Origin of the sequence: Pseudomonas sp. AM4(2022) (assembly GCF_036346515.1) — a bacterium.
Taxonomy (GTDB): domain Bacteria; phylum Pseudomonadota; class Gammaproteobacteria; order Pseudomonadales; family Pseudomonadaceae; genus Aquipseudomonas; species Aquipseudomonas paracarnis.
Map to the genome: position 1 here is coordinate 194,858 of NZ_JAOTNW010000008.1, position 25,098 is coordinate 219,955.

Sequence of the window (25,098 nt, forward strand, 5' to 3'; positions counted from 1 at the left end):
CGATCACAAGGCCGCCAGCCCGCGGGCCAGGTCTGCCTGCAAGTCAGCAACGTCTTCCAGGCCCACCGCAATGCGGATCAGGCTGTCACGGATGCCGGCCGCTTCACGCTCCTGCGGCGCCAGGCGCCCGTGGGAGGTGGTGCTCGGGTGCGTGATGGTGGTCTTGCTGTCACCCAGGTTGGCGGTAATGGAGATCAAGCGCGTCGCGTCGATGAAGCGCCAGGCGCCGTCTTTGCCGCCCTTCACCTCGAAACTCACCACCGCACCAAAACCACGCTGCTGGCGCTGGGCCAAGGCGTGTTGCGGGTGGCTCTTGAGGCCGGCGTAATGCACCTTCTCGATACCGTCCTGCTGCTCCAGCCACTCGGCCAGGGCCTGAGCGTTGGCGCAATGGGCTTTCATACGCAGGCTGAGGGTTTCCAGGCCTTTGAGGAAGATCCAGGCGTTGAACGGGCTCAGCGTCGGGCCGGCAGTGCGCAGGAAGCCCACCACTTCCTTCATCTGCTCGCTGCGACCAGCCACCACGCCGCCCATGCAACGGCCCTGGCCGTCGATGAACTTGGTTGCCGAGTGCACCACGATGTCCGCACCCAGCTTCAGCGGTTGCTGCAAGGCCGGGGTGCAGAAGCAGTTGTCCACCACCAGCATCGCGCCCTTGGCATGCGCGACTTCGGACAGCGCAGCAATGTCCACCAGCTCAGCGAGCGGGTTGGACGGCGACTCGACGAACAACAGCTTGGTATTGGCCTTGATGGCCGCCTCCCAACCGGACAGGTCCGCCAGGGGCACGTAGTCCACCTCAACACCGAAACGCTTGAAGTACTTCTCGAACAGGCTGATGGTCGAGCCGAACACGCTGCGCGATACCAGCACATGGTCGCCGGCGCTGCACAGGCTCATCACCACGGCCAGGATGGCCGCCATGCCGGTGGCAGTCGCTACGGCCTGCTCGGCACCTTCCAGGGCCGCAATGCGCTCTTCGAACGCACGCACGGTCGGGTTGGTGTAGCGCGAATACACGTTGCCCGGCACTTCGCCAGCAAACCGCGCAGCGGCGTCGGCGGCAGTACGGAACACGTAGCTGGAGGTGAAGAACATCGGGTCGCCGTGCTCACCTTCCGGGGTACGGTGCTGGCCGGCGCGCACAGCCAGGGTATCGAAAGCTACGCCATCGAGGTCGCTGTCCAACCGACCGGCATCCCATTCCTGACTCATGCTGCGACTCCTTATTCAATTCTTTATTTAAGATACAAAACCGGCCCCTCAGGGCCGGTGTTTACTCAGTTGTTATACAGATCGATGATCGCGCTGACTGCCTGGGTCTTGATCTTCGACGAGTCGTTGCGCGCCTGCTCGATCTTGTTCAGGTAGGCCTCGTCGACATCGCCGGTCACGTACTTGCCGTCGAACACGGCGCAGTCGAACTGCTCGATCTTGATCTTGCCACCGCCAACCGCTTCGATCAGGTCCGGCAGGTCCTGGTAGATCAGCCAGTCGGCGCCGATCAGGTCGGCCACATCCTGGGTAGAACGATTATGAGCGATCAGCTCATGGGCGCTCGGCATGTCGATACCGTACACGTTCGGGTAACGCACCGCGGGCGCCGCAGAGCAGAAGTACACGTTCTTCGCCCCGGCCTCACGAGCCATCTGGATGATCTGCTTGCAGGTGGTGCCGCGTACGATGGAGTCATCCACCAGCATCACGTTCTTGCCGCGGAACTCCAGCTCGATGGCGTTGAGCTTCTGGCGTACCGACTTCTTGCGCGCAGCCTGGCCGGGCATGATGAAAGTACGGCCGATGTAGCGGTTCTTCACGAAGCCTTCGCGGAACTTGACGCCCAGATGGTTGGCCAGCTCCAGCGCAGCGGTACGGCTGGTGTCCGGGATCGGGATGACCACGTCGATATCGTGCTCGGGACGCTCGCGCAGGATCTTCTCGGCCAGCTTCTCGCCCATGCGTAGGCGCGCCTTGTAGACCGAGACACCGTCGATGATCGAATCCGGACGCGCCAGATAGACGTGTTCGAAGATGCACGGGGTGAGTTTCGGGGCTACGGCGCACTGGCGGGTGTGCAGCTTGCCGTCTTCGGTGATGTAGACAGCCTCGCCCGGCGCCAGGTCGCGGATCAGGGTGAAGCCCAGCACGTCCAGGGAAACGCTTTCGGAGGCGATCATGTACTCGACGCCTTCGTCGGTGTGACGCTGGCCGAATACGATCGGGCGAATGCCGTGGGGGTCGCGGAAACCGACGATGCCGTAACCGGTGATCATCGCCACCACCGCATAACCACCGACGCAACGGTTATGCACGTCGATCACGGCGGCGAACACGTCTTCTTCGGTCGGCTGCAGCTTGCCGCGCTGGGCCAGCTCGTGGGCGAACACGTTGAGCAGCACTTCCGAATCGGAGCTGGTGTTGACGTGGCGCAGGTCAGATTCGTAGATCTCCTTGGCCAGCTGTTCAACGTTGGTCAGGTTACCGTTGTGCGCCAAGGTAATGCCGTAAGGCGAGTTGACGTAGAACGGTTGAGCTTCGGCCGAGGTCGAGCTACCGGCAGTCGGGTAACGCACATGGCCAATGCCCATGTGCCCGACGAGGCGCTGCATGTGACGCTGATGGAACACGTCACGCACCAGGCCATTGTCCTTGCGCAGGAATAACCGGCCGTCGTGGCTGGTCACAATACCGGCAGCGTCCTGGCCGCGGTGCTGGAGGACGGTTAGCGCGTCATACAGCGCCTGATTGACGTTCGACTTACCGACGATACCGACGATGCCACACATGCGACGCAACCCCTACTTAATGAATCTTGACTGAACACAGCTTACTGAGGCGTTTGCGCCGGCAAGAGGTGTTCCTTGAACGGAAGATCAGCGGGTACGCTGATTCCGCTGGCCAGCCACTGACTGCTCCACCCCAATATGAGGTTCTTGGACCAGTCTGCAACCAATAGAAATTTTGGCACGAGTACCGACTCCTGCCACCACGAATCCTGCTGTACCGGCCCCAGGCTCAACAGCCCGACCGCCACGACCACCAGCAGCGCGCCACGCGCAGCCCCGAAGGCCATGCCGAGAAATCGATCGGTCCCGGACAGGCCGGTGACACGTATCAACTCGCCAATAAGATAATTGACCATTGCCCCCACCAACAGCGTGGCGATGAACATGATGGCGCAGCCCGCGATGACGCGAGCCGAAGGTGTCTCTATGTACCCGGCCAGGTAGACCGACAGTGAACCACCGAACATCCAGGCTACGACTCCTGCGATGATCCAGGTCAGCAACGACAGTGCTTCTTTTACGAAGCCGCGGCTCAGACTGATCAAAGCGGAGATGGCGACGATTGCAACGATCGCCCAATCAACCCAGGTAAATGGCACAGTGCAGCCTACGTACGGATAAGGCGGCGCATTTTAGCAGAGCGCTGGGCTATCGGTAAGCGGTGATTGCGGGTGCTTTGCAAATCAATAGATTGTGACGGGCCAATCGCATTTCAACCCCAGCACAAACCAATGTGGGAGCTGGCTTGCCTGCGATGAGGGCGGCACATTCGACATCGTTGTCGATTGAACCACCGCCATCGCAGGCAAGCCAGCTCCCACATTTAGAGCATGTTGCCCGTTCAGCCGCGCTCGGGCTGGAAACGCACCACAAACCCGTTGAGGTTCTGCTGACGGCCCAGCAAATCGCGCAGGCGATCTGCCTCGGCACGCTCGATCAGCGGCCCCACAAACACCCGGTTCTTGCCGTCGGCGCTGCGGATATAGGCGTTATACCCCTGGGCACGCAGCTTTTTCTGCAGGGCGTCGGCACTTTCGCGGTTGGCCAGGCTGGCCAACTGGATCGACCAACTGACCGGCAGGCCATTAGGGTCGATGCGACTCTGCCCCACATCCGGCTTACCCGGTGCCGCAGGCTGCGGCGCTACCGGCTTGGGCGCAGGCGCCGGTGCAGCCGGTTTGGCGGCGACAGCCGGGGCTGGCGTTGGCTTGACCACCGGCACACTTGGCTGCACCGGCATCGAAGGGGCCTGTGAAGGCGCCTGCTGTGTGGCGACCTCCTCCTCGACGGGCACAGGCTCTTCCGGCAACACCTGAGGCTCAGGCACAACCACTGGTTCGACTTGAACCTGCGGCACCACCGGCGCCTGGGGCGCAGCGGGAGCTTCAACCACCACCTGGCGCTGTTCGTCCTGGCGGGAAAACAGCATCGGCAGAAAGATTACCGCCAACGCCACCAGCACCAGGGCCCCGACCATTCGCTGCTTGTATGCGCTATCCAGTAATGCCATGTGCAGCTTCCTCCGTGGAGCGCCGGGCCAGCCATTCAAGCGCCTCGGCAACACAATAAAATGATCCGAACAACAGGATTTCGTCCTCGGCCGTCGCTACCGCGCACTGCGCCTCCAGGGCGGCAGTGACGCTTGCATACGACGTCACCGGCGCGCCAAGGTTCTGCAAGGCAGCTTCCAACTCAACCGCAGGACGGCTGCGCGGCGTATCCAGCGGCGCAACGGCCCAAGACTGGACGCTGGCCAGCAGTGGCGCAACCACGCCGTCCAGATCCTTGTCGACCAACAACCCGAACACCGCCAGGCGATTCCCCGCCAGCGGGGTACGCGCCAGACGCTGAGCCAGGTACTGCGCAGCATGGGGGTTATGGCCTACATCCAACATCAGGCTCAGGCGCTTGCCTTGCCAGTCGAAGGTTCGGCGATCCAGGCGCCCCACCACTTTCGTTGCCAGCAAGGTCGTGGCAATCTGCGCGGCATCCCACGGCAGGTCCAGCAGCAAATAGGCTTGCAGCGCGAGCGCGGCGTTTTCCATCGGCAGGTTCAGCAGCGGCAAATCAAGCAGCTCTACCCGTTGGCCACGCGCATCCTGCCCACGCCACTGCCAATGGGCAGCACCGATTTCAAGGTTGAATTCGCGTCCGCGCAGGTAGAACGGACAGTCCAGCTCGCGGGCCTTGTCGAGCAAAGGTTGCGGCGGGTCCAGGTCACCACACAGCGCCGGACGGCCCTGACGGAAGATCCCGGCCTTTTCAAAAGACACCGAGTCGCGGGTATTGCCCAGGTAATCGGCATGATCGACACCAATGCTGGTCACCAGGGCCAGGTCGGCATCCACCACGTTGACAGTATCCAGGCGCCCGCCGAGGCCGACTTCCAGCACGACCACATCCAGTTGCGCACGCTCGAACAGCCAGAACGCCGCCAGGGTGCCCATCTCGAAATAGGTCAGGGAAATGTCGCCACGCCCGGCCTCCAGGGCCGCGAAGGCTTCGCACAGTTGGGCATCAGTGGCTTCTACGCCATTGAGCTGCACCCGCTCGTTGTAGCGCAGCAGGTGCGGCGAGCTGTACACGCCGACTTGGAGGCCCTGGGCCTGCAACAGCGCGGCGACAAAGGCACAGGTGGAGCCCTTGCCGTTGGTGCCGGTTACCGTGATCACACGCGGTGCCGGCCGGCCCAACCCGAGGCGGGCCGCTACCTGTTGCGAGCGCTCCAGGCCCATGTCGATGGCGGACGGATGCAACTGCTCAAGGTAGGCGAGCCATTCGCCCAGGGTACGTTGGGTCATAGGTTTGCAGGCACCGGCGGCACGACGATCGGCTCAACCTTAGGCGCGATGTACACAGGCGTCGGCAGGCCCATCATTTGCGCGAGCAGGCTGCCCAGGCGCGGACGCAGTTCGCCACGCGGGATGATCAGGTCGATCGCACCGTGCTCCAGCAGGAACTCGCTGCGCTGGAAGCCTTCCGGCAGTTTTTCCCGCACGGTCTGCTCGATCACGCGTGGGCCGGCAAAACCGATCAGGGCTTTTGGCTCGCCAACGATCACATCGCCCAACATTGCCAGGCTGGCGGACACGCCGCCGTAGACCGGGTCGGTCAGCACGGAGATGAACGGGATGCCTTCTTCACGCAGACGCGCCAGTACCGCCGAGGTCTTGGCCATTTGCATCAGGGAAATCAGGGCTTCCTGCATACGCGCACCACCGGAGGCGGCGAAGCAGATCATCGGGCAACGGTTTTCCAGGGCATAGTTGGCAGCACGAACAAAGCGCTCACCGACGATGGCACCCATGGAACCGCCCATGAAGGAGAATTCGAAGGCCGAAACCACCACCGGCATGCCCAGCAGCTTGCCGCTGACCGAAATCAGCGCGTCTTTCTCGCCGGTCTGCTTCTGCGCGCCGACTAGGCGGTCCTTGTACTTCTTGCTGTCGCGGAACTTGAGACGGTCAACCGGCTCTAGGTCGGCACCCAGTTCATTACGGCCGTCGGCATCCAGGAAGATGTCGATACGGGCGCGTGCGCCAATACGCATGTGGTGGTTGCACTTGGGGCAAACGTCCAGGGTCTTTTCCAGCTCCGGGCGATACAGCACCGCGTCGCAGGATGGGCATTTGTGCCACAGACCTTCAGGAACCGAGCTTTTCTTCACCTCGGAACGCATGATCGAAGGGATCAGTTTGTCTACTAACCAGTTGCTCATGCTTTCTTTTCTCCAGTACCGGTGGCTTGAACACAGCCCCGCGTATGCCCTTGAGCTAAATTCATATGTGGCGATGACACAGGCGGGACGGGGTCAGACGTTGGACCTGCCATTTCCCGCCCGTATCCTCAGCCTTCCAGACAACCTGCCAGCGCAGGGTTGCCACTTCGTTTCCGGGCCACCCACAGGCGGCGCCGGGCTGTTTTACACAGTGGTAGTTATGGACGGCGGCAGACTGCCAGCCGTCACATCCCACCCCTGCTGTTGCGCACGGCCTGCATGAACGCGCGAATCTTGCTCGGGTCCTTGATCCCCTTGCCCTGCTCCACCCCGCCGCTGACGTCCACGGCATACGGCCGGACCTGCTCGATGGCCGCCTGGACATTTCCAGGGGTGAGCCCACCCGCAAGAATAACCGGCTTGCGCAAACCCTCGGGAATCAGCGACCAGTCGAACGCTTCGCCTGTGCCACCGGGTACGCCTTCGACGTAGGTGTCCAACAGAATCCCGCGAGCGCCGGTATAAGCGGCGCAGGCTGCGGCGATATCGTCCCCGGCCTTGACCCGCAATGCCTTGATGTACGGGCGCTGATAGCTTTCGCATTCCTCTGGCGACTCGTCGCCGTGAAACTGCAGCATATCCAGCGGCACCGCATCCAGGGTTTCGTTGAGCTCGCAGCGGCTGGCATTGACGAACAACCCTACGGTGGTCACGAAGGGCGGCAACGCGGCGATAATCGCCCGCGCCTGCAGCACATTCACCGCCCGCGGGCTCTTGGCATAAAACACCAGGCCAATGGCATCCGCCCCCGCTTCGACTGCCGCCAGCGCGTCTTCTATGCGGGTAATCCCGCAAATCTTGCTGCGAACGGCTGACATGTCGTAGGAACCTCAGGGTTGGGCCGAGAAAGTCCCGGATGGTAACAAAAGCTTTTCCGGGCGTCAGCCGCCAAGTTCGCTGAAACCTGTGAGGAAGTGCGGCCCGATAAAGCGCTCCGGCAATTCAAACTCGTCGCGGTACTCCACATCCACCAGATACAGGCCGAACGGATGCGCCGTGACCCCGCCCGTGCGGCGAATGCGGCTTTCCAGCACTTCCTTGGCCCACTCCACCGGGCGCTCACCGGTGCCGATGGTCATCAGCACGCCCGCGATATTGCGCACCATGTGATGCAGAAAGGCCCCGGCCCGGATATCCAGCACAATCATCTTGCCGTGCCGTGTCACCCGTAGGTGGTGGACCTCCTTGATCGGTGACTTGGCCTGGCACTGCCCGGCACGGAAGGCGCTGAAGTCATGCACCCCGACCAAATGCTGCGCGGCTTCGGCCATGCGCTCGGCATCCAGTGGGCGGTGGTTCCAGGTAATCTCTTCATTGAGGTGCGCCGGGCGGATCTGATCGTTGTAGATCACGTAGCGATAACGCCGGGCGATGGCCTTGAAACGGGCGTGAAAATGCGCCGGCATGACCTTGGCCCAGCTGACGCTGACGTCATGGGGCAAATTGATATTAGCCCCCATCACCCACGCCTTCATCGAACGCTCGGCCTGGGTGTCGAAGTGCACCACTTGGCCACACGCGTGTACGCCGGCATCGGTACGCCCGGCACACATCAGCGACACCGGCGAGTTGGCGACTTTGGACAGTGCATTCTCCAGGGTTTCCTGCACCGTCAGCACCCCGGAGGCCTGACGCTGCCAGCCGCGATAGCGCGAGCCTTTGTATTCCACGCCCAGGGCGATGCGGTAAAAGCCTGCGGCCGCCATTTCGGCAGCCGCGTTATCTATATTTGCCAAGAACTGTGAGCCTGATGAGTTGCGCAAAGGCGGGCATTATAGGGCGTCAGGGTGCATGAGAGGGGGCTTTTAATCTGGGGTTTTTGTGGCGAGGGAGCTTGCTCCCGTTCGATAGCGCAGCTGGAGCCGGCTTTTCAGGGGCGCTACGCACCCCAGCGGGAGCAAGCTCCCTCGCCACAACAAGCCCGCTCCCACGTTTTTCCGCGTCGGCCGTTAGATTCTGCCGAGCATTTCCTTGGCTTCGCTACGCTGACCTTCGTCGCCTTCGGTCAGCACTTCGGACAAGATGTCACGCGCGCCGTCCGCATCGCCCATGTCGATGTAGGCCTGGGCCAAGTCGAGCTTGGTGGCCACTTCATCAGTGCCGGAGAGGAAATCGAACTCCGGCTCATCCTCAGCACTCAGCGCAGCATCTTCAGCCGTGAAGGAAGGCTCGATCGGCGGATGCTCCAGGCTCTGGGACAAGCGATCCAGTTCGGCATTGACGTCGTCCAGCTCTGACGCGAAGGCATCGGGCTTGGCCGCAGGATTGCTCGGCTCCTCCGCCAGCGACAGGTCAAAATCTTCCGGCAGGTCGAATTCGTCCAGCGCGGCCGGCGTCAGGGTCGGCGGCTCCACCGCAGGTACATCCTTGATCTGCCCTTCAAGGCCCGACAGGAAGTCGTCATCGGATTGCGACGTCGGCGGGTCCAGTTGCAGGTCCAGGTCAAAGTCCGACAGGTCCTGCGCATCGGCCTTGGGCTCAGTCTGCTGTTGCAGCAACGCTTCAAAGGTTTGCTGGTCTTGCGCGATCTCGGCCGGCGAGGCAGCTTCCAGGTCATCCAGGCTCAGGTCGAAATCGGTGTCGAAGGTATCTGCCTGCGGGGCTGGGGTCGGCTTGTCGTCGAGCAGGTCCTTGACGTACTGCGCATCCAGGGCTGCGGCGGCCACTGCGGCACTGACACCCGCGGCCAACACGGCCATGGCCGGGAAACGCGCCTTGAGCTGCTCGACCTGGGCATGGTTCTCACCGTTGGCCACCAACTGGCGCTCCTGGGTGACGAACCCGTCCTTGTTGTTCTGCAGGCCATAGACTTCCATCAGCTTCAAACGCAGGTCGCTGCGCTTGGGCTCGTGCTTGATGGCTTGTTCAAGCACATCCGCCGCCTGGTTCAGGTGGCCACGGTCAATATGGGATTGGGCCTGGGCCAGGGCGTCGCTGGCGTTTTCCTGAGCCACGGCAACCGCCAACGGCGCCAGCACGGAGGCGACCGTCGGTGCTACAACCGGCTCAGCCACCGGTGCGGGTACTGGCGCCGTTGCGGTGTCGAGCTTGACGCTCGGCGGCGGCACCTCAAGGCCCTCGAAGCTGTCAGGCGGCAGGTCTTGATCGATATTGGAAACGAACTCGGGCTCTTCAGCCAACGCCCGTGCCATGCGCAGATGTTTTTCTTCTTCGCGGCGAGCATTGCGATGGCGTGCCCACAGCAGCAAAAGCAGCAACACTACCAGCAGGGCCGCACCGCCAAGAATGCCGAGCACAATCGGGTTGGTCAGCAGGTCGTTGAACTTGCCTTCGGTGCTGGCCGGCGCAGCAGCCGGCTTGACCGGTTCAGGCGCTGGCGCTGGTGTTGCAACAGGGGCCGCAGGCTCGGCTGCGGGTTCACCCGGCAACTGCGCAGGCATCGCCGCTGTCTGTGGCTCACCCGTTTGCGCTTGCAAACGAGCCAATTGGTCATTCTTCAGCTGGATCAGCTTCTGCAGCTTGTCCAACTGGCTTTGCAAGTCGGCGGCACGGCTTTTCAGTTCTTCGTTGTCGCGCCGCGTGGTGTCTAGTTCTTCCTGAGTCATCGCCAGCTTGTCGCTAAGGGCCCGGCTGTCACCGACGGTGCCCTTTCCACCTTTTTTGGCCGCTTGCGCCGATACCAGGCTCAAGTTGTCCTTGGCCTGGGTGCTCGACGGCGCATTGCCGGCCTGGGTGCGCTTGGTCGCGTCCAACTGCGGCTTGCCGGCCGCTTGGCTCTGAGGGCCACGGCGGCCCTGGCGCCAGGCGGCATTCTGCGCGCTCACTTCGGCAATCGCTTGCGGCTGGGCCAAGGCTGTACTTTGCGTAGCGTCCGGCAGGCGCAGGACCTGGCCGGTTTTCAGGCGGTTGATATTGCCGTCAAGAAAGGCATCCGGGTTAAGCGCCTGGATGGCCAGCATCGTTTGCTGGACCGAGGCGCCATTGCGGTTCTTTGCGGCAATTTCCCACAAGGTGTCGCGGGACGTGGTGGTGTGCTGGGCAGATGTACTGGCGGCAGGCGCAGTACTGGCTGGCGCGCTCGCCGCCGGCGCCGGCGAGTCGAACTTGGCCGGGTCGAGCAGTACGCTGTAGTCACGCATCAAACGGCCATTGGGCCATTGCACCTGCATGAGGAAGCGCACATAGGAATCGGGCAGCGGCTTGCTGGAGGTCACGCGCACCACGCTGCGACCTTCGGGGTTGATCACCGGCGTGAACGTCAGGTCATCGAGAAACGCCTGGCGGTCGACTCCCGCATCCACGAAGGCCTGGGCCGACGCCAGGCTGGGGGTGATCTCGGACGCCGTGAGGCCGCCCACATCGCGCAATTCGATTTCCACCGACAGCGGCTGGTTCAACTTCGACTTGAGGGTCATCTCCCCAAGTTGCAGCGCCTGCGCCATACCGGAGGACAGCGCCGAGGCGGCCGCTATTGCTAACACCAGTTTGCGAACTTGAACCATAGCCTCATCCTTTGTTTGAACGCTTCCCGCCCTGCGAGAAGGTTGGTAACCGCTGCCATTAGGCATGGCGAGCCGATAGGTCACCGACGCGCTTGTGTTTCACTTGGGACCAAGCATAGCGCCTGGCTAGAATCAATCTACAAATTGCCGCCAAGTATCTTTTACACAAGGCCTTTTATCAACAACTGCGCCAGCTCCACGGCGTTCAGGGCTGAGCCTTTGCGTACGTTATCTGACGTCAGCCAAAGATTTAGTTCCGCTGGGTCGTCGATACCTGCGCGAACTCGCCCGACGTACACCACGTCCTGGCCGACGGCATCGCCTACGGCCGTGGGGTAATCGCCCTCCTCGACCAGCTCGATTCCCGGCGCAGCGTCGAGGGCGCGGTTCACCGCGGCCAGGTCGACCGGCGCGGCCAGTTGCAGCGACACAGTCAGGCTATCGCCGAAAAACACCGGGGCTTGAACGCAGGTGGCGGAAATCTTTAGTAAAGGTGTTTCCAGCACCGCACGCAGTTCGTGTACGAGGCGCTTCTCCAGGGCGGTATGACCTTGGACGTCTGGCGTGCCGACTTGCGCCAGCAGGTTGAACGCCACTTGCCGATCGAAGAACGCTGGCTCCAAGGGACGCACGTTCAACAGTTCGGCAGTCTGGCGCGCCAACTCGCTGACGGCCTCGCGGCCCTGGGCAGAGATGGCCAGGTTGGCGCTGACGCTCACGCGCTGGATGTCCACCACACCGCGCAACGGTGCCAGCACTACCGCGAGGTAGGTGGCACAGGGGCTCGGGCTGCCGAGTTGGAAAGGCTTTTTCAACGCGCCCAGCACATGGGCGTTGGCCTGCGGTACCACTTGCGGCGCCTGCTCGGCGGGCAATGCGCCGGACAAGTCAATCACCGCGCAGCCAGCGGCGGTGGCACGCGGGGCGAAACTCAGGGTCACCGCCGGGCCTGCGGCGAAGAACGCCAACTGCACCTTGCTGAAATCAAACGTGTCGACCTCTTTGACCCGCACGTTCTTGCCCCGAAACGGCACCGAAGCCCCCGCCGAGTTGCTGCCCGCCAGCAGGTACAAGGTGCCCACCGGGAACTCCAGCTCTTCGAGAATCTGCACCAGGGTTTCGCCAACGGTACCGGTGGCGCCGATCACGGCGATTTCAAAGGTCTGGGTCATGGGGTTGCCTCGGGCATTACGGGGGAGCGGCACTTTACCGGGTGGTAGAGGGTGAGGCAATTACAGCCCCCCTGATCGTTCCCACGCTCTGCGCGGGAACGCCTCCTGTGACGCTCCGCATCACGCCTCTAAAGCAGACGCAGAGCGTCCAGAGCTGCATTCCCACGCAGAGCGTGGGAATGATCACAAAGGCAACAAAAAACCCGCGCCTGTCACCAGAACGCGGGTTTCTCTGATTGCCTCAAGCGATCAACGCTCCAGCAAAATCCGCAACATGCGACGCAACGGCTCAGCCGCGCCCCACAGCAGTTGGTCGCCGACAGTGAACGCGCCGAGGAACTGGCTGCCCATGTTCAGCTTGCGCAGACGGCCCACCGGTACATTCAGGGTGCCGGTGACCTTGGTCGGGCTCAGCTCCTGCATGCTGATATCACGGTTGTTCGGCACCAGCTTGACCCAAGGGTTGTGCTGGCTGATCAGCCCTTCGATATCGGCGATCGGCACGTCTTTGTTCAGCTTGATGGTCAGCGCCTGGCTGTGGCAACGCATGGCGCCGATGCGTACGCAGATGCCGTCCACCGGGATCGGGTTCTTGAAGCGACCCAGGATCTTGTTGGTTTCGGCCTGGGCCTTCCACTCTTCGCGACTCTGGCCGTTAGGCAGTTCCTTGTCGATCCACGGGATCAAGCTACCGGCCAATGGCACGCCGAAGTTCTCGGTCGGGTAAGCATCGCTGCGCATGGCCTCGGCCACACGGCGGTCGATATCGAGGATCGCACTGGCCGGGTCAGCCAGTTGATCGGCGACAGCGGCGTGGGTCGCGCCCATCTGCTTGATCAGTTCACGCATGTTCTGCGCGCCGGCGCCGGAGGCCGCCTGATAGGTCATGGCGCTCATCCACTCCACCAGACCCGCTTCGAACAGACCGCCCAGGCCCATCAGCATCAGGCTGACGGTGCAGTTGCCGCCCACGTAGTTCTTGGTGCCGGCGTCCAGTTGCTGGTCGATGACCTTGCGGTTGACCGGGTCGAGGATGATCACCGCGTCGTCCTGCATGCGCAGACTCGAGGCGGCGTCGATCCAGTAACCCTGCCAGCCGGCTTCACGCAGCTTGGGGAAGACTTCGCTGGTGTAGTCGCCACCCTGGCAGGTCAGGATCACGTCGAGGCTCTTCAACTCTTCAATGCTGTAGGCATCCTTGAGCGGGGCAATATCCTTGCCCACGGACGGCCCTTGGCCACCTACGTTCGAAGTGGTGAAAAACACCGGCTCAATAAGATCGAAATCCTGCTCTTCCAGCATCCGCTGCATGAGCACGGAACCGACCATACCGCGCCAACCGATCAGACCTACACGTTTCATCGCAACTACACCTTGTTAAAAAGTGGGCCGCCTTGCAGCAACAACTGCAAGCGGGCCCGAGAGATTACAGATTCCGCAGCGCGGCGACTACTGCGTCGCCCATTTCTTGCGTCCCGACCTTGGTGCAACCCTGGGACCAGATATCGCCGGTGCGCAAGCCCTGATCCAGCACCAGGCTGACGGCCTTCTCGATGGCGTCTGCGGCATCGCCCAGGTTGAAGCTGTAACGCAGCATCATCGACACCGACAAAATCGTCGCCAACGGGTTGGCAATGCCCTGCCCCGCGATGTCTGGCGCCGAACCGTGGCACGGCTCGTACATACCTTTATTGTTGGTGTCCAGGGACGCCGACGGCAGCATGCCGATGGAACCGGTGAGCATCGACGCCTGGTCGGACAGGATATCGCCGAACAGGTTGTCGGTGACGATCACGTCGAACTGCTTGGGTGCACGCACCAGCTGCATGGCGGCGTTGTCGACGTACATGTGGCTCAGTTCGACGTCCGGGTAATCCTTGGCGACTTCTTCGACGATTTCACGCCACAGTTGGCTGGAGGCCAGTACGTTGGCTTTATCCACCGAGCAGACTTTTTTGCCGCGCACGCGCGCCATGTCGAAACCGACACGGGCGATACGGCGGATTTCGCTCTCGCTGTATGGCAGCGTGTCATAGGCCTGACGCTCGCCATTTTCCAACTCGCGCACGCCCCGTGGCGAGCCGAAGTAGATACCGCCGGTCAGCTCGCGCACGATGAGGATATCCAGGCCCGCCACCACTTCCGGCTTGAGGCTCGACGCGTCAGCCAGTTGCGGGTAGAGGATGGCCGGGCGCAGGTTGCCGAACAGGCCCAGTTGCGCACGGATTTTCAACAGGCCGCGCTCAGGGCGGATGTCACGCTCGATCTTGTCCCATTTCGGCCCGCCCACGGCGCCGAGCAGCACGGCATCGGCAGCCCGGGCGCGGTCGAGGGTCTCGTCGGCCAGGGGCACGCCGTGTTTATCGATGGCGGCGCCGCCGATCACATCGTGGCTCAGCTCGAAGCCCAGGCTGTACTTGCTGTTGGCAAGCTCAAGGACCTTGACCGCTTCGGCCATGATTTCCGGACCAATACCGTCGCCAGGGAGAATCAGAATCTGCTTGCTCATGCTTTCCTCATTTCATCGGGCGACCCGCCCACAGGCAGGTCGGGAACCATCAATCAGCGTTCGGCGAAGACCACCAGCACATCGGTGCTGAAGGTGCCGTCGGCTTGAATTTCGTAATAGTCGCGTACTTCCTGGCCCATCGCCTTTTGCAGCTCCAGGATTGCCGCACGCAGTACCTCTGGCGTGCGCATGCGCTCGACCCAAGAGGTGTATTCCAGGCGCAAGCGTTGGCGGCTGCTGTTGCGCACGTGCAGGCCGGCCTCACTCAACTGGCGCATCCACTCGGCGCCGGAGTAATCACGCACGTGGCTGGTGTCGCGCAGCACTTCGACGGTTTGCAGGTAAGTGTCCAACAGGGGGCTGCCCGGTGACAAGACATCCACAAATGCCGCCACGCCGCCCGGCTTGAGCACCCGGCGCACTTCACGCAGGGCCAGGCCGAGGTCGCTCCAGTGATGGGCCGAATAGCGGCTGAACACGAAGTCGAACTCACCCTCGGCGAAGGGCAAGCGCTCTGCGGCGCCGTGCACGGTGCGGATGTTGGCCAGGTTGCGGTCTTTGGCGGCGGCAGCCACCACGTCAAGCATCTGCTGGGAGAGGTCGTAGGCCACCACTTCTTTGACCAGAGGCGCCACATGGAAGCTGACATGACCGGCACCGCAGCCCAGGTCCAGCAGGCGTGCAGCGCCCTGCCCGGCCAGCTCGGCCTGTAGCACAGCGAATTCGGTGCCCTGGGCGTGTACGGCGCTGCTCAGGTAGGCCGAGGCTTGCTCGCCGAATTGTTTTTGCACGACTTGGGAGTGGGCGGTGGTGGTCATGATGTTGTCCTTGAGACTTGTGCTGTTTGTACTGACGCCTTCGCGAGCAAGCCCGCTCCCACATTCGACCGAGTTTCTTCAGTTGAAATGCAATCAAATGTGGGGGCGGGCTTGCTCGCGAAGAGGCCAGACCTGCTTACATCAAATCAGGCATCGCGAAACAACCAGGGCTGGCTCGCCCGGTGCCGGGTTTCAAACGCAGCAATCGCATCGCCGTCCTGCAAGGTCAGGCCGATGTCGTCCAGGCCGTTGATCAGGCAGTGCTTACGGAAGGCATCCACTTCAAAGTGGTACACCTTGCCATCCGGGCGGGTCACGGTTTGCGCGGCCAGGTCGACCGTCAACTGGTAGCCGACGTTGGCCTCCACTTGCTGGAACAACTCGTCCACTTCCGCGTCGCTCAAGATGATCGGCAACAAGCCGTTCTTGAAGCTGTTGTTGAAGAAGATATCGGCGTAGCTCGGCGCGATGATGCTGCGAAAGCCGTACTCTTCCAGTGCCCACGGAGCGTGCTCGCGGCTGGAGCCGCAACCGAAGTTCTCCCGGGCCAGCAACACGCTGGCGCCTTGGTAACGCTCGGCGTTGAGCACAAAGTCCTTGTTCAGGGGGCGCTTGGAGTTGTCCTGATAGGCGTAGCCCACGTCCAGGTAGCGCCACTCATCGAACAGGTTAGGGCCGAAACCGGTGCGCTTGATCGACTTCAAGAACTGCTTTGGGATGATCTGGTCGGTGTCCACATTGGCACGGTCCAACGGCGCTACAAGGCCTGTGTGCTGGGTAAAAGCTCTCATCGGATTTTCCTCAGATCAATTCGCGAACGTCGATGAAACGACCGTTGACGGCAGCGGCGGCGGCCATGGCCGGGCTCACCAGGTGGGTACGCCCACCCGCGCCTTGGCGCCCTTCGAAGTTACGGTTGGAGGTCGAGGCACAATGCTCGCCCGACTCCAGGCGGTCCGGGTTCATCGCCAGGCACATCGAGCAGCCCGGCTCACGCCACTCAAAACCGGCTTCGAGGAAAATCTTGTCCAGGCCTTCGGCTTCCGCCTGGGCTTTAACCAGCCCGGAACCTGGCACCACAATGGCTTGCTTGATGGTCGAGGCCACCTTGCGGCCCTTGGCGATCACCGCTGCGGCGCGCAGGTCTTCGATCCGCGAGTTGGTGCAGGAACCGATAAACACACGGTCCAACTGGATGTCGGTGATCGCCTGATTGGCGGTCAACCCCATGTATTTCAAGGCGCGTTCGATGGAGCCGCGCTTGACCAGGTCGGCTTCTTTGGCCGGGTCCGGCACGTTCTGGTCGACGGCCAAAACCATTTCGGGCGAAGTGCCCCAGCTGACTTGTGGCTTGATCTGCGCAGCATCGAGTTCAACCACAGTGTCGAACACCGCATCGGCGTCGGAGACCAGGTCTTTCCAGGCTTCGACGGCGGCGTCCCAATCGACGCCTTGCGGCGCGAAGGGGCGACCTTTGACGTATTCGACGGTTTTTTCGTCCGCCGCCACCATGCCCACGCGGGCACCGGCTTCGATGGACATGTTGCAGATGGTCATGCGGCCTTCAATGGACAGGTCACGGATTGCACTGCCGGCGAACTCGATGGCATGGCCGTTGCCGCCCGCGGTGCCGATCTTGCCGATCACGGCCAGTACAATGTCCTTGGCGGTCACGCCAAACGGCAATTGGCCTTCGACGCGTACCAGCATGTTCTTCATTTTCTTGGCCACCAGGCACTGGGTGGCAAACACGTGCTCCACCTCGGAAGTACCGATGCCATGGGCCAGGGCGCCGAACGCGCCGTGGGTGGAGGTATGGGAGTCACCGCAGACCACGGTCATGCCCGGCAAGGTTGCGCCCTGCTCCGGGCCGATGACGTGGACGATGCCTTGGCGCACGTCGTTCATCTTGAATTCGGTGATGCCGTATTCGTCGCAATAGTCGTCAAGGGTCTGCACCTGCAACCGCGAAACCTGGTCGGCAATGGCTTCGATGCCACCTTTGCGCTCAGGAGTGGTCGGCACGTTGTGGTCCGGCGTGGCGATGATGGAGTCGACGCGCCAAGGCCTGCGCCCGGCCAGTCGCAGGCCTTCGAACGCTTGGGGCGAGGTCACTTCATGGATGATGTGACGGTCGATGTAGATCAGCGACGATCCATCATCGCGACGTTTCACTTCATGGGAATCCCAAAGCTTGTCGTAAAGCGTTTTGCCGGCCATCAGTCGGTCCTCATCAGCGGTGCTTCTATACGCCGGGCTTTTCAATAACCCTTTGGCTTGTGAGGCTGATGGTATGGCGCTACATTAAATAACTCAAATTCATATTTTTTATGCTTTGGATTACCAACTGGAATAGCACCATGGACCTGGCCAACCTCAACGCCTTTATCGCCATCGCCGAGATCGGCAGCTTCTCCGGCGCCGGCGAACGCCTGCACCTGACGCAGCCGGCCATCAGCAAGCGCATCGCCGGCCTGGAACAACAATTGAAGGTACGGCTGTTTGACCGCCTGGGCCGCGAAGTAGGCTTGACCGAGGCCGGGCGGGCCTTGCTGCCACGCGCTTATCAAATCCTCAACGTGCTGGATGACACCCGCCGCGCCCTGACCAACCTCACCGGCGAAGTCAGCGGGCGCCTCACTCTGGCCACCAGCCACCATATCGGCCTGCACCGCCTGCCACCGATTCTGCGCACCTTCACCCGGCAATACCCGAATGTGGCGCTGGATATTCAGTTTCTGGATTCAGAAGTAGCCTACGAAGAAATCCTCCATGGCCGTGCGGAAGTCGCAGTGATCACCCTGGCGCCAGAGCCCCACAACCTGGTACGTGCTACCCGCGTGTGGGACGACCCGCTGGATTTTGTGGTGGCGCCCGAACACAGCCTGATCAGCAACGGCTCCGTCAGCCTGGCCGATATCGCCGGGCATCCGGCCGTGTTTCCCGGCGGCAATACCTTTACCCACCATATTGTCAGCCGCCTGTTCGAGGCCCAGGGCCTCACGCCCAATATCGCAATGAGTACTAACTACCTGGAAACCATCAAGATGATGGTCTCCATCGGCCTGGCCTGGAGCGTGTTGCCGCGCACCATGCTCGACGATCAGGTGGCGAGCATCGCTTTGCCGGGCATACAGCTCAGTCGCCAGCTAGGCTATATCGTGCACACCGAAAGGACGCTGTCGAACGCTGCGCGGGCTTTCATGAGCCTGTTGGATGCACAGGTCGATCTGCCAGGGTTACCGGCATGACACCGTGCGGGCCAGGGGTTTAGGTCAAACCGCGCGGTTTTCTCAATGAGCCAAGGCCCTTTGATAATGCGCAACCCTGTTGACCCGGTACCCCCCCTGCCCCGCATCTACGCCCTGGACCCTCAAGCGGCGGAACAAAGCTGGGACAGCGCCCCGCAACTGCTGGCGGCCCTCAATGCCGCGCGGCTGGGTGCCTGGTGCTGGGAAATCGATACGGGAAGAATCAGCTGGTCTCGGGGCACCCAGGCGCTATTCGGCTTCGACCCGCGCCAGCCTCTGCCCAAGGACCTCGATTACCTCGACCTGCTCGCCCCGCAAGACAGTGCGCGGGTGGTGCGCGGTTTTCATGCGGTGCTCGCCGGAGAGCCCTTCGACCGCGCCATGCACCACCGCATCCAATGGCCCGATGGCAGCCTGCACTGGCTGGAAATCAGCGGCAACCTGGCCCCCGACAAAGCCGGACGGCGACGCATGATCGGGGTGATCCGCGAGATCACCCACCAACGCGACCGTGAACACGCCCTCAGTCATTCGGAAAAGCGCTTCGCCACACTCTTCCACCTGTGCCCGAACATGGTGCTGCTGACGCGCCAGGCCGACGGCTTGATCAGCGAAGCCAACCAGTATTTCGAGATGCTGTTCGGCTGGCCGGTGGCCGATGCCATCGGCCGCACCACCCTGGAACTAGGCCTGTGGCGCCACCCGGAACAGCGCTCGCTGCTGGTCAAGGCCACCCAGCGCAAAGGCGAACCCATCACCATGGAAGTGCAGTTCTGCGCCAGCAACGGCCAGATCCATGACGGCACCCTCAGCGCACAAAAGGTGGAACTGGACGGCGAGGCGTACCTGATCAGCACGTTCCTGGACACCACCGAACGTAAAAACGCCGAGCAAGCACTCAAGGACAGCCAGGAGCGCCTGGACCTGGCTCTGGACTCCGCGCAACTGGGCACCTGGGATTGGCACATCCCCAGCGGCATGCTCTACGGCTCGGCGCGTGCCGCCCAGTTGCACGGGCTGGAACCCGCGCCGTTCCATGAATCCTTCGATGCGTTTTTTGAGGGCATGTCCGATGAAGACCGCGAGGGCATGCGCCATGCGTACCGCAGCCTGCGCGAAGGCCCGGACGGCAACTATCAGTTGACCTACCGCGTGCAAATGGAAGACGGCAGCCCGCGTTACCTGGAGAGCCGCGCACGCCTGTATCGCGATGAGTCAGGCAAGCCCCTGCGCATGGCAGGCACCTTGCTGGATATCACCGACCAGGTCGAGCGCGAGCAACGGCTAACCGCCTCGGAGGAAAAGTTCGCCAGCCTGTTCCAGGCCAGCCCCGACCCGATCTGCGTCACGTGCCTGGACAGCGGCGCGTTCATCGAGATCAACCCGGCGTTTACCCAGACGTTTGGCTTTACAGCCGCCGAAGTACTCGACAAAAGCGCCGAACAAATCGGCCTGTGGGACGACTCCAGCAAGCGCCTGCAGCGCATCGAGCAGGTGATTCGCGAACAGGCCCTGAGCAATGTGGCTATCGTGGTGCATCACAAGGACGGCCAAAGCCTGACCTGCATGATTTCCAGCCGTTTGATCAAGGTCAGTGACCAGCCGTGCATCGTCACCACGCTGCGCGATATTACCCAGCAGCAACGCTCGGAAGCCGCACTCAAGGCCAGTGAAGAGAAGTTCGCCAAGGCGTTTCACTCCAGCCCCGACGCGATTTCTATCACCGAACGCGACACCGGCCGTTATGTGGAGGTCAACGACGGCTTTTGCCGCCTGACCGGTTACCGCACCGAAGAAGCCATCGGCTTGACCCTGTACCAGATCGGCATCTGGGCCGATGAAAACCAGCGCGCGGCATTATTGGCCGAGTTGCAGATCAAGGGCCGCATCCATCACTTGGAAATGCTCTGGCACAACAAGCGTGGCGAGGTGCTGGCGGTGGAGGTCTCGGTCGAGCCGATCACCCTGAATGAAACCCCCTGCCTGCTGCTGACCGCGCGGGATGTGAGCCTATTGAAGAACGCCCAGGCGCAGATCCGCCACCTGGCCTATCACGACCCGCTGACCAACCTGCCGAACCGCGCACTGCTGATGGACCGCCTGAGCCAGCAGATCGCCCTGCTCAAGCGCCACAACTTGCGCGGCGCCCTGCTGTTTCTGGACCTGGACCACTTCAAGCACATCAACGACTCCCTCGGCCACCCTGTTGGCGATACCGTGTTGAAAATCGTCACCGCGCGCCTGGAAGCCAGCGTGCGCACGGAAGACACCGTGGCGCGCTTGGGCGGCGATGAGTTTGTGGTATTGCTCAGCGGCCTGGAGGGCACCCGCCAGACGGTCAGCAGCCAGGTGCAAGCATTGGCCGATACCCTGCGCGAATTGCTCTCGGAACCCATGTTTCTCGACGGTCATCGGCTGCAGGTCACGCCTAGCATCGGCGTGGCGCTGATCCCCGACCACGGCACCACACCCGCCGATTTGCTCAAGCGCGCCGACATCGCCCTGTACCGCGCCAAGGACTCCGGGCGCAACACCACGCAGATGTTCCACAACAGCATGCAAAGAACCGCTAGCGAACGCCTGCGCATGGAGACTGACTTGCGCCTGGCCCTGTCACGCGGCGAATTCAGCGTGCATTACCAGCCCCAGGTGGACGCGCGCGGCAACCGGATAGTCGGCGCCGAGGCCCTGGTGCGCTGGCAGCATCCACAACTGGGCGCGCAGTCGCCGGCAGAATTTATCAAGGTATTGGAAGACAGCGGCCTGATCCTGGAGGTCGGCACCTGGATTCTCGATGAAGCCTGCGGCGCCTTTGCCCAGTTGATTGCCGACGGCCTGGTAGACCCGCTCAATTTCAGCCTGTGCGTGAACATCAGCCCGCGGCAGTTTCGCCAGAACGACTTTGTAGAACGGGTGGAGCACAGCCTCAAGCAACACGGCCTGCCGTTCAGCCTGCTGAAACTGGAAATCACCGAAGGCATCGTGATCCAGAACCTGGACGATACCGTGGTGAAGATGCGCCGCCTGAAAAAGCTCGGCGTGAGCTTTGCGATGGATGATTTCGGCACCGGCTACTCATCCCTGACCTACCTCAAGCGCTTGCCGGTGGACGCGCTGAAGATCGATCAGTCGTTCGTGCGCGATGCGACCCACGACCCCAATGATGCAGAAATCATCCGCGCCATTGTGGCCATGGCGCGCAGCCTGAACCTGGAAGTCATCGCCGAGGGGGTGGAAACCCTGGAGCAGCTGGCGTTTCTGCAAAAGCTCGGCTGCCATTTATTCCAGGGGTATTTGCACAGCCGACCGTTACCGATCGAGGGGTTCAGGCGGCTGCTGGATGCGGCATACCCAGCAGGCGGCTGACTTGGTTCAAGTCCGTTTCCCGGCGCAGGGCCGTGAACAACTCCACAGCTTGCGGGTAGTTGCGCGTGAGCATCGCCAGCCACTGCTTCAAGCGGCCGGGCGCCTGCTTTTCCGTCAGTTGCGCCACCGACTGGCGCCAGAATTCCTGAAGCATCGGCTGCATCTGCGCCCAGGTCATCTCGACCACCTCTTCGCCGGCCTTGGCCGCCACAATCTGCCGCGCCAGGTCGGGCCGCGCCACCAGGCCACGGCCCAGCATGATGTCTTCGGCGCCGCTGATTTCGCGGCAGCGCTTCCAGTCTTCGACGCTCCAGATATCGCCATTGGCAAACACCGGCACCTTGACCACGTCCTGCACCCGCGGGATCCACTCCCAATGGGCCGGCGGCTTGTAGCCATCGGCCTTGGTGCGCGCATGCACCACGATATGCGCAGCGCCGCCCTCGGCCAGGGCCGTGGCGCACACCAGCGCGCCATCCGGGCTATCGAAGCCCAGGCGCATCTTGGCGGTCACGGGAATATGCGCTGGTACAGCGCGGCGCACGTGCTCGACGATCTGGTTGAGCAGCTCCGGCTCCTTGAGCAGCACCGCGCCACCTCGGGATTTATTCACGGTCTTGGCCGGGCACCCGAAGTTCAGGTCGATCACCTCAGAGCCCAATTCACAGGCCAGGGCGGCATTTTCCGCCAGGCACACCGGGTCGGAACCGAGCAACTGCACCCGCAACGGCACACCCGCCGCCGTATGGGCACCGTGCAGCAGTTCAGGCGCGAGCTTGTGGAAGTAGGCAGGCGTGAGCAGGCGGTCGTTGACCCGGATGAACTCGGTCACGCACCAGTCGATACCGCCCACGTGGGTCAACACGTCCCGCAGGATGTTGTCGACCAACCCCTCCATGGGCGCCAAAGCAATTTGCATGGAAAACACTCAACAAAAATCGTGGCGCAGTTTACTGGGTTTCCTGCGGCAACCGTTAACCCCCTGTCAGGGCGGGGCCGTAACCTTCAATAAACTCGGCGGGCATGCGCTTGGGCTTGCCGCTGGACAACTCAATACAGACGAAGGTTGTTTGCGCACGCAACAGGGTCGCGCCGTCGCGGGGGCGTACCAGCTGGAAACGACGGGTCATTTTCAGGCGTTGGTCCCAATCGACGATCCAGGTGGCCAGTTGTAACTCATCGCCCTCATAGCCTGCCGCCAGGTAGTCGATCTCATGGCGCACCACGGCCATGGCGCGGTCAAGGCGGCGGTATTCGGTGAGGTCCAGGCCCAGGCGCTGGGAATGGCGCCAGGCACAACGCTCCAGCCATGAGACGTATACCGCATTATTGGCGTGCCCCAGGCCGTCGATGTCCTCAGCCGCAACCTGCAGATCGATGATGAACGGCGTTGCCAAATCCCAGCCCATGCCTTGCTCCAGTCGATTGATGTCGGCGGGGCAGTGTATCAGGCGCTCTGGCGCTCCTGTAGACGGCAGCCGGCCAATAGGGCGAGTACAGCGTCGATTACCTGAGGGTGGGCGAGCACTTTCTGGTGACCACCCTGCTCCAGGCGCAGCAGGCGGCTGTCGAACCAGGCTTCGTGAATAGCTTGAGCCGCCCTGACTGGAACGAAGGTATCGTCTTCGGCGTGGACGATCAGGCCGGGAATATTCAGTTGGTAGTGGGCCACGTCCAGATGCTTGAGCGGCATGCCCATGCTCAACTCCACCTCTTGGATAAAGGCTGAGCGCGCCCGTGGTGGCAAGCCGACCATGCGGGTGAACCCGCGCAGCACATCCAGAAAGCGCGACGGTGCGGCAATGCTGATCAGTGCCTGCGTACGCAACCCCAACTGCACCGCCAGCATCGCACTGGCGCCGCCCATGGAATGGCCGACCACCGCATACAGCGGCGGCAGCTCGGCCGCCGCCTCAAGCATCGCGCGGGCAAACAGCAGTACATGGGCTTCACGCCCTGGCGAGCGGCCGTGGGCGGGACCGTCCAGGGCTATCACCGAATAGCCGTTGTCGACCAACGCCGTGATCAAGCTGGCGAATTGAGTCGGCCGGCCTTCCCAGCCATGCATCAGCAGCACCGCCGGGCCATGCCCCCATCGCAACGCCGACAGGCCAAACCGCAGAGTGATGCGCTCCGACTGGGCCAACAGCGGCAACTCCCAGTCACGCGGCGGCAGATCGCGCGGGGTCATGAAGGTGCGACGCATCTTGCTGGCGACCGCATGCGGCGCAAGGCGCCCCACCGTGCCATTGAAACCACGAACCCAGGTCAATGCGCCCATCTTGCGCCCCCTTTTTCAGCGTACCGCCGACTTGGCCGCACGTATCACCCGATCCGATAACTCGCCGGGCCCGAGTGCCCGTGCCAGGGTCAGCCCCCCTATCATCAAGGCCATGTCCGCCAGGGCCTTGTCGATGTCTTCGGGGCTGCCGGCCAATTGCGCGGCCATCAGCTCGACGTGCTCGTTCAAGACCTCGCGAAAAGCGTCCGGCAAGCGCCCCATCTCCCCCACCGTCGCGGGCAACGGGCAGGCCTGGGTCGTGGAGTCGCGGTGCTTGCGCGACAGATAAAACGCTGCGACCAACGTGCGGCGCTCTTCGCCGGTCAGCTGTTCGTCCAAGTCATCGATGGAGGCGCGACGCTGCGCCAGCAACTGGCTGAACGCTTCCAGCATCAGCGCGTCCTTGCTTTCAAAATGCGCGTAGAAGCCGCCGACCGTCAGCCCCGCCGCCCCCATCACTTCGCCCACACTGGGCTCAGCCGGGCCACGCTGGATCAACGCCGCGCTGGCAGCCTGCAAAATACGTTCGCGGGTTTGCGCTTTTTTATCGCTCATCGAAGCCTCCGTCTCTCAAGGGTTGAATATTATTACCATAATAATATTTGGCAAGCGACAAGCACGACCGCCGGTCAGAACAGAAAAATGGGAATAAAGGAGGGAATTGGCCAAACGCC

21 protein-coding genes are annotated in these 25,098 nt (G+C 62.3%); 2 read left to right on the plus strand and 19 right to left on the minus strand.

Going from position 1 to position 25,098, the window contains the following annotated elements; all coding sequences use genetic code 11:
• Positions 1–3: 3 nt before the first annotated feature.
• From ODQ19_RS13550 to leuC, 15 genes are all read right to left on the minus strand, one after another.
• The gene (locus ODQ19_RS13550; RefSeq protein ID WP_057977625.1) at positions 4–1,215 is read right to left on the minus strand and encodes an O-succinylhomoserine sulfhydrylase; all 1,212 of its coding nucleotides are present in this window, start codon (positions 1,213–1,215) and stop codon (positions 4–6) included.
• A gap of 65 nt (positions 1,216–1,280) precedes the next feature.
• Positions 1,281–2,786, minus strand: coding sequence for an amidophosphoribosyltransferase (gene purF / locus ODQ19_RS13555; RefSeq protein WP_003192537.1), 1,506 nt, complete (start codon positions 2,784–2,786; stop codon positions 1,281–1,283).
• Positions 2,787–2,827: 41 nt separating this feature from the next.
• Complete coding sequence (locus ODQ19_RS13560) at positions 2,828–3,385, minus strand: CvpA family protein (RefSeq protein ID WP_005789751.1); 558 nt, start codon at positions 3,383–3,385, stop codon at positions 2,828–2,830.
• Positions 3,386–3,627: 242 nt separating this feature from the next.
• A complete protein-coding gene (locus ODQ19_RS13565) occupies positions 3,628–4,296 on the minus strand; it encodes an SPOR domain-containing protein (protein WP_116666549.1) in 669 nt (222 codons plus the stop codon).
• Complete coding sequence (folC, locus tag ODQ19_RS13570) at positions 4,280–5,587, minus strand: bifunctional tetrahydrofolate synthase/dihydrofolate synthase (RefSeq protein ID WP_330210299.1); 1,308 nt, start codon at positions 5,585–5,587, stop codon at positions 4,280–4,282. The genes ODQ19_RS13565 and folC overlap by 17 nt, the downstream gene beginning before the upstream one ends.
• Positions 5,584–6,504, minus strand: coding sequence for an acetyl-CoA carboxylase, carboxyltransferase subunit beta (gene accD / locus ODQ19_RS13575; RefSeq protein WP_003192545.1), 921 nt, complete (start codon positions 6,502–6,504; stop codon positions 5,584–5,586). Before accD ends, folC begins: the two co-directional genes overlap by 4 nt.
• A gap of 245 nt (positions 6,505–6,749) precedes the next feature.
• Positions 6,750–7,382, minus strand: a complete 633-nt coding sequence (locus ODQ19_RS13580; protein ID WP_330210300.1) for a phosphoribosylanthranilate isomerase — start codon at positions 7,380–7,382, stop codon at positions 6,750–6,752.
• Between the two features lie 63 nt (positions 7,383–7,445).
• Entirely contained in the window at positions 7,446–8,270 is an 825-nt protein-coding gene (gene truA, locus ODQ19_RS13585; protein ID WP_003192549.1) for a tRNA pseudouridine(38-40) synthase TruA, read from the minus strand.
• 243 nt (positions 8,271–8,513) lie between these two features.
• Positions 8,514–11,027 carry a FimV/HubP family polar landmark protein gene (locus ODQ19_RS13590; RefSeq protein WP_330210301.1) on the minus strand — a complete coding sequence of 838 codons (2,514 nt, stop codon included), beginning with the start codon at positions 11,025–11,027 and terminating at the stop codon, positions 8,514–8,516.
• A 161-nt stretch (positions 11,028–11,188) separates the two neighbouring features.
• Positions 11,189–12,199, minus strand: a complete 1,011-nt coding sequence (locus ODQ19_RS13595; RefSeq protein ID WP_330210302.1) for an aspartate-semialdehyde dehydrogenase — start codon at positions 12,197–12,199, stop codon at positions 11,189–11,191.
• Between the two features lie 249 nt (positions 12,200–12,448).
• On the minus strand, positions 12,449–13,561 hold the full coding sequence (gene asd / locus ODQ19_RS13600; protein WP_003192554.1) for an aspartate-semialdehyde dehydrogenase: 1,113 nt from the start codon (positions 13,559–13,561) through the stop codon (positions 12,449–12,451).
• 64 nt (positions 13,562–13,625) lie between these two features.
• A complete protein-coding gene (leuB, locus tag ODQ19_RS13605) occupies positions 13,626–14,708 on the minus strand; it encodes a 3-isopropylmalate dehydrogenase (RefSeq protein ID WP_003192555.1) in 1,083 nt (360 codons plus the stop codon).
• A gap of 53 nt (positions 14,709–14,761) precedes the next feature.
• Positions 14,762–15,526 (minus strand): class I SAM-dependent methyltransferase, encoded by a 765-nt coding sequence (locus tag ODQ19_RS13610; RefSeq protein ID WP_330210303.1) that lies wholly within the window; start codon positions 15,524–15,526, stop codon positions 14,762–14,764.
• Positions 15,527–15,672: 146 nt separating this feature from the next.
• Entirely contained in the window at positions 15,673–16,317 is a 645-nt protein-coding gene (leuD, locus tag ODQ19_RS13615) for a 3-isopropylmalate dehydratase small subunit (protein ID WP_014719160.1), read from the minus strand.
• A 10-nt stretch (positions 16,318–16,327) separates the two neighbouring features.
• Complete coding sequence (leuC, locus tag ODQ19_RS13620; protein WP_330210304.1) at positions 16,328–17,746, minus strand: 3-isopropylmalate dehydratase large subunit; 1,419 nt, start codon at positions 17,744–17,746, stop codon at positions 16,328–16,330.
• A gap of 140 nt (positions 17,747–17,886) precedes the next feature.
• On the opposite strand from leuC, the gene ODQ19_RS13625 reads away from it, so the two are divergent.
• Together ODQ19_RS13625 and ODQ19_RS13630 are read left to right on the plus strand one after the other, a co-directional pair.
• Positions 17,887–18,777 (plus strand): LysR family transcriptional regulator, encoded by an 891-nt coding sequence (locus ODQ19_RS13625; RefSeq protein WP_116666541.1) that lies wholly within the window; start codon positions 17,887–17,889, stop codon positions 18,775–18,777.
• A 66-nt stretch (positions 18,778–18,843) separates the two neighbouring features.
• Complete coding sequence (locus ODQ19_RS13630) at positions 18,844–22,143, plus strand: EAL domain-containing protein (RefSeq protein ID WP_330210305.1); 3,300 nt, start codon at positions 18,844–18,846, stop codon at positions 22,141–22,143.
• On the opposite strand, the gene ODQ19_RS13635 is transcribed toward ODQ19_RS13630, so the two are convergent.
• The 4 genes from ODQ19_RS13635 to ODQ19_RS13650 are packed head-to-tail and all read right to left on the minus strand — an operon-like array spanning position 22,103 to position 24,979.
• Positions 22,103–23,062, minus strand: coding sequence for a tRNA dihydrouridine synthase (locus ODQ19_RS13635; protein ID WP_003192567.1), 960 nt, complete (start codon positions 23,060–23,062; stop codon positions 22,103–22,105). The genes ODQ19_RS13630 and ODQ19_RS13635 overlap by 41 nt on opposite strands.
• A gap of 55 nt (positions 23,063–23,117) precedes the next feature.
• On the minus strand, positions 23,118–23,552 hold the full coding sequence (locus ODQ19_RS13640) for an acyl-CoA thioesterase (RefSeq protein ID WP_020300953.1): 435 nt from the start codon (positions 23,550–23,552) through the stop codon (positions 23,118–23,120).
• A 38-nt stretch (positions 23,553–23,590) separates the two neighbouring features.
• Positions 23,591–24,424 (minus strand): alpha/beta hydrolase, encoded by an 834-nt coding sequence (locus ODQ19_RS13645; protein ID WP_330210306.1) that lies wholly within the window; start codon positions 24,422–24,424, stop codon positions 23,591–23,593.
• Positions 24,425–24,439: 15 nt separating this feature from the next.
• On the minus strand, positions 24,440–24,979 hold the full coding sequence (locus tag ODQ19_RS13650) for a TetR/AcrR family transcriptional regulator (protein WP_330210307.1): 540 nt from the start codon (positions 24,977–24,979) through the stop codon (positions 24,440–24,442).
• Between the last annotated feature and the right edge of the window lie 119 nt (positions 24,980–25,098).

Bases quoted from the DNA above. Each gene is read 5' to 3' on its own strand.
- ODQ19_RS13590 (WP_330210301.1), bottom strand. From the start codon at position 11,027: ATGGTTCAAGTTCGCAAACTGGTGTTAGCAATAGCGGCCGCCTCGGCG.
- ODQ19_RS13635 (WP_003192567.1), bottom strand. From the start codon at position 23,062: ATGCAAATTGCTTTGGCGCCCATGGAGGGGTTGGTCGACAACATCCTG.
- truA (WP_003192549.1), bottom strand. From the start codon at position 8,270: ATGGCGGCCGCAGGCTTTTACCGCATCGCCCTGGGCGTGGAATACAAA.
- ODQ19_RS13595 (WP_330210302.1), bottom strand. From the start codon at position 12,199: ATGACCCAGACCTTTGAAATCGCCGTGATCGGCGCCACCGGTACCGTT.
- folC (WP_330210299.1), bottom strand. From the start codon at position 5,587: ATGACCCAACGTACCCTGGGCGAATGGCTCGCCTACCTTGAGCAGTTG.
- ODQ19_RS13625 (WP_116666541.1), top strand. From the start codon at position 17,887: ATGGACCTGGCCAACCTCAACGCCTTTATCGCCATCGCCGAGATCGGC.
- leuD (WP_014719160.1), bottom strand. From the start codon at position 16,317: ATGAGAGCTTTTACCCAGCACACAGGCCTTGTAGCGCCGTTGGACCGT.
- ODQ19_RS13650 (WP_330210307.1), bottom strand. From the start codon at position 24,979: ATGAGCGATAAAAAAGCGCAAACCCGCGAACGTATTTTGCAGGCTGCC.
- ODQ19_RS13565 (WP_116666549.1), bottom strand. From the start codon at position 4,296: ATGGCATTACTGGATAGCGCATACAAGCAGCGAATGGTCGGGGCCCTG.
- ODQ19_RS13580 (WP_330210300.1), bottom strand. From the start codon at position 7,382: ATGTCAGCCGTTCGCAGCAAGATTTGCGGGATTACCCGCATAGAAGAC.
- leuB (WP_003192555.1), bottom strand. From the start codon at position 14,708: ATGAGCAAGCAGATTCTGATTCTCCCTGGCGACGGTATTGGTCCGGAA.
- ODQ19_RS13610 (WP_330210303.1), bottom strand. From the start codon at position 15,526: ATGACCACCACCGCCCACTCCCAAGTCGTGCAAAAACAATTCGGCGAG.
- ODQ19_RS13640 (WP_020300953.1), bottom strand. From the start codon at position 23,552: ATGGGCTGGGATTTGGCAACGCCGTTCATCATCGATCTGCAGGTTGCG.
- ODQ19_RS13645 (WP_330210306.1), bottom strand. From the start codon at position 24,424: ATGGGCGCATTGACCTGGGTTCGTGGTTTCAATGGCACGGTGGGGCGC.
- leuC (WP_330210304.1), bottom strand. From the start codon at position 17,746: ATGGCCGGCAAAACGCTTTACGACAAGCTTTGGGATTCCCATGAAGTG.
- asd (WP_003192554.1), bottom strand. From the start codon at position 13,561: ATGAAACGTGTAGGTCTGATCGGTTGGCGCGGTATGGTCGGTTCCGTG.
- ODQ19_RS13550 (WP_057977625.1), bottom strand. From the start codon at position 1,215: ATGAGTCAGGAATGGGATGCCGGTCGGTTGGACAGCGACCTCGATGGC.
- purF (WP_003192537.1), bottom strand. From the start codon at position 2,786: ATGTGTGGCATCGTCGGTATCGTCGGTAAGTCGAACGTCAATCAGGCG.
- ODQ19_RS13630 (WP_330210305.1), top strand. From the start codon at position 18,844: ATGCGCAACCCTGTTGACCCGGTACCCCCCCTGCCCCGCATCTACGCC.
- accD (WP_003192545.1), bottom strand. From the start codon at position 6,504: ATGAGCAACTGGTTAGTAGACAAACTGATCCCTTCGATCATGCGTTCC.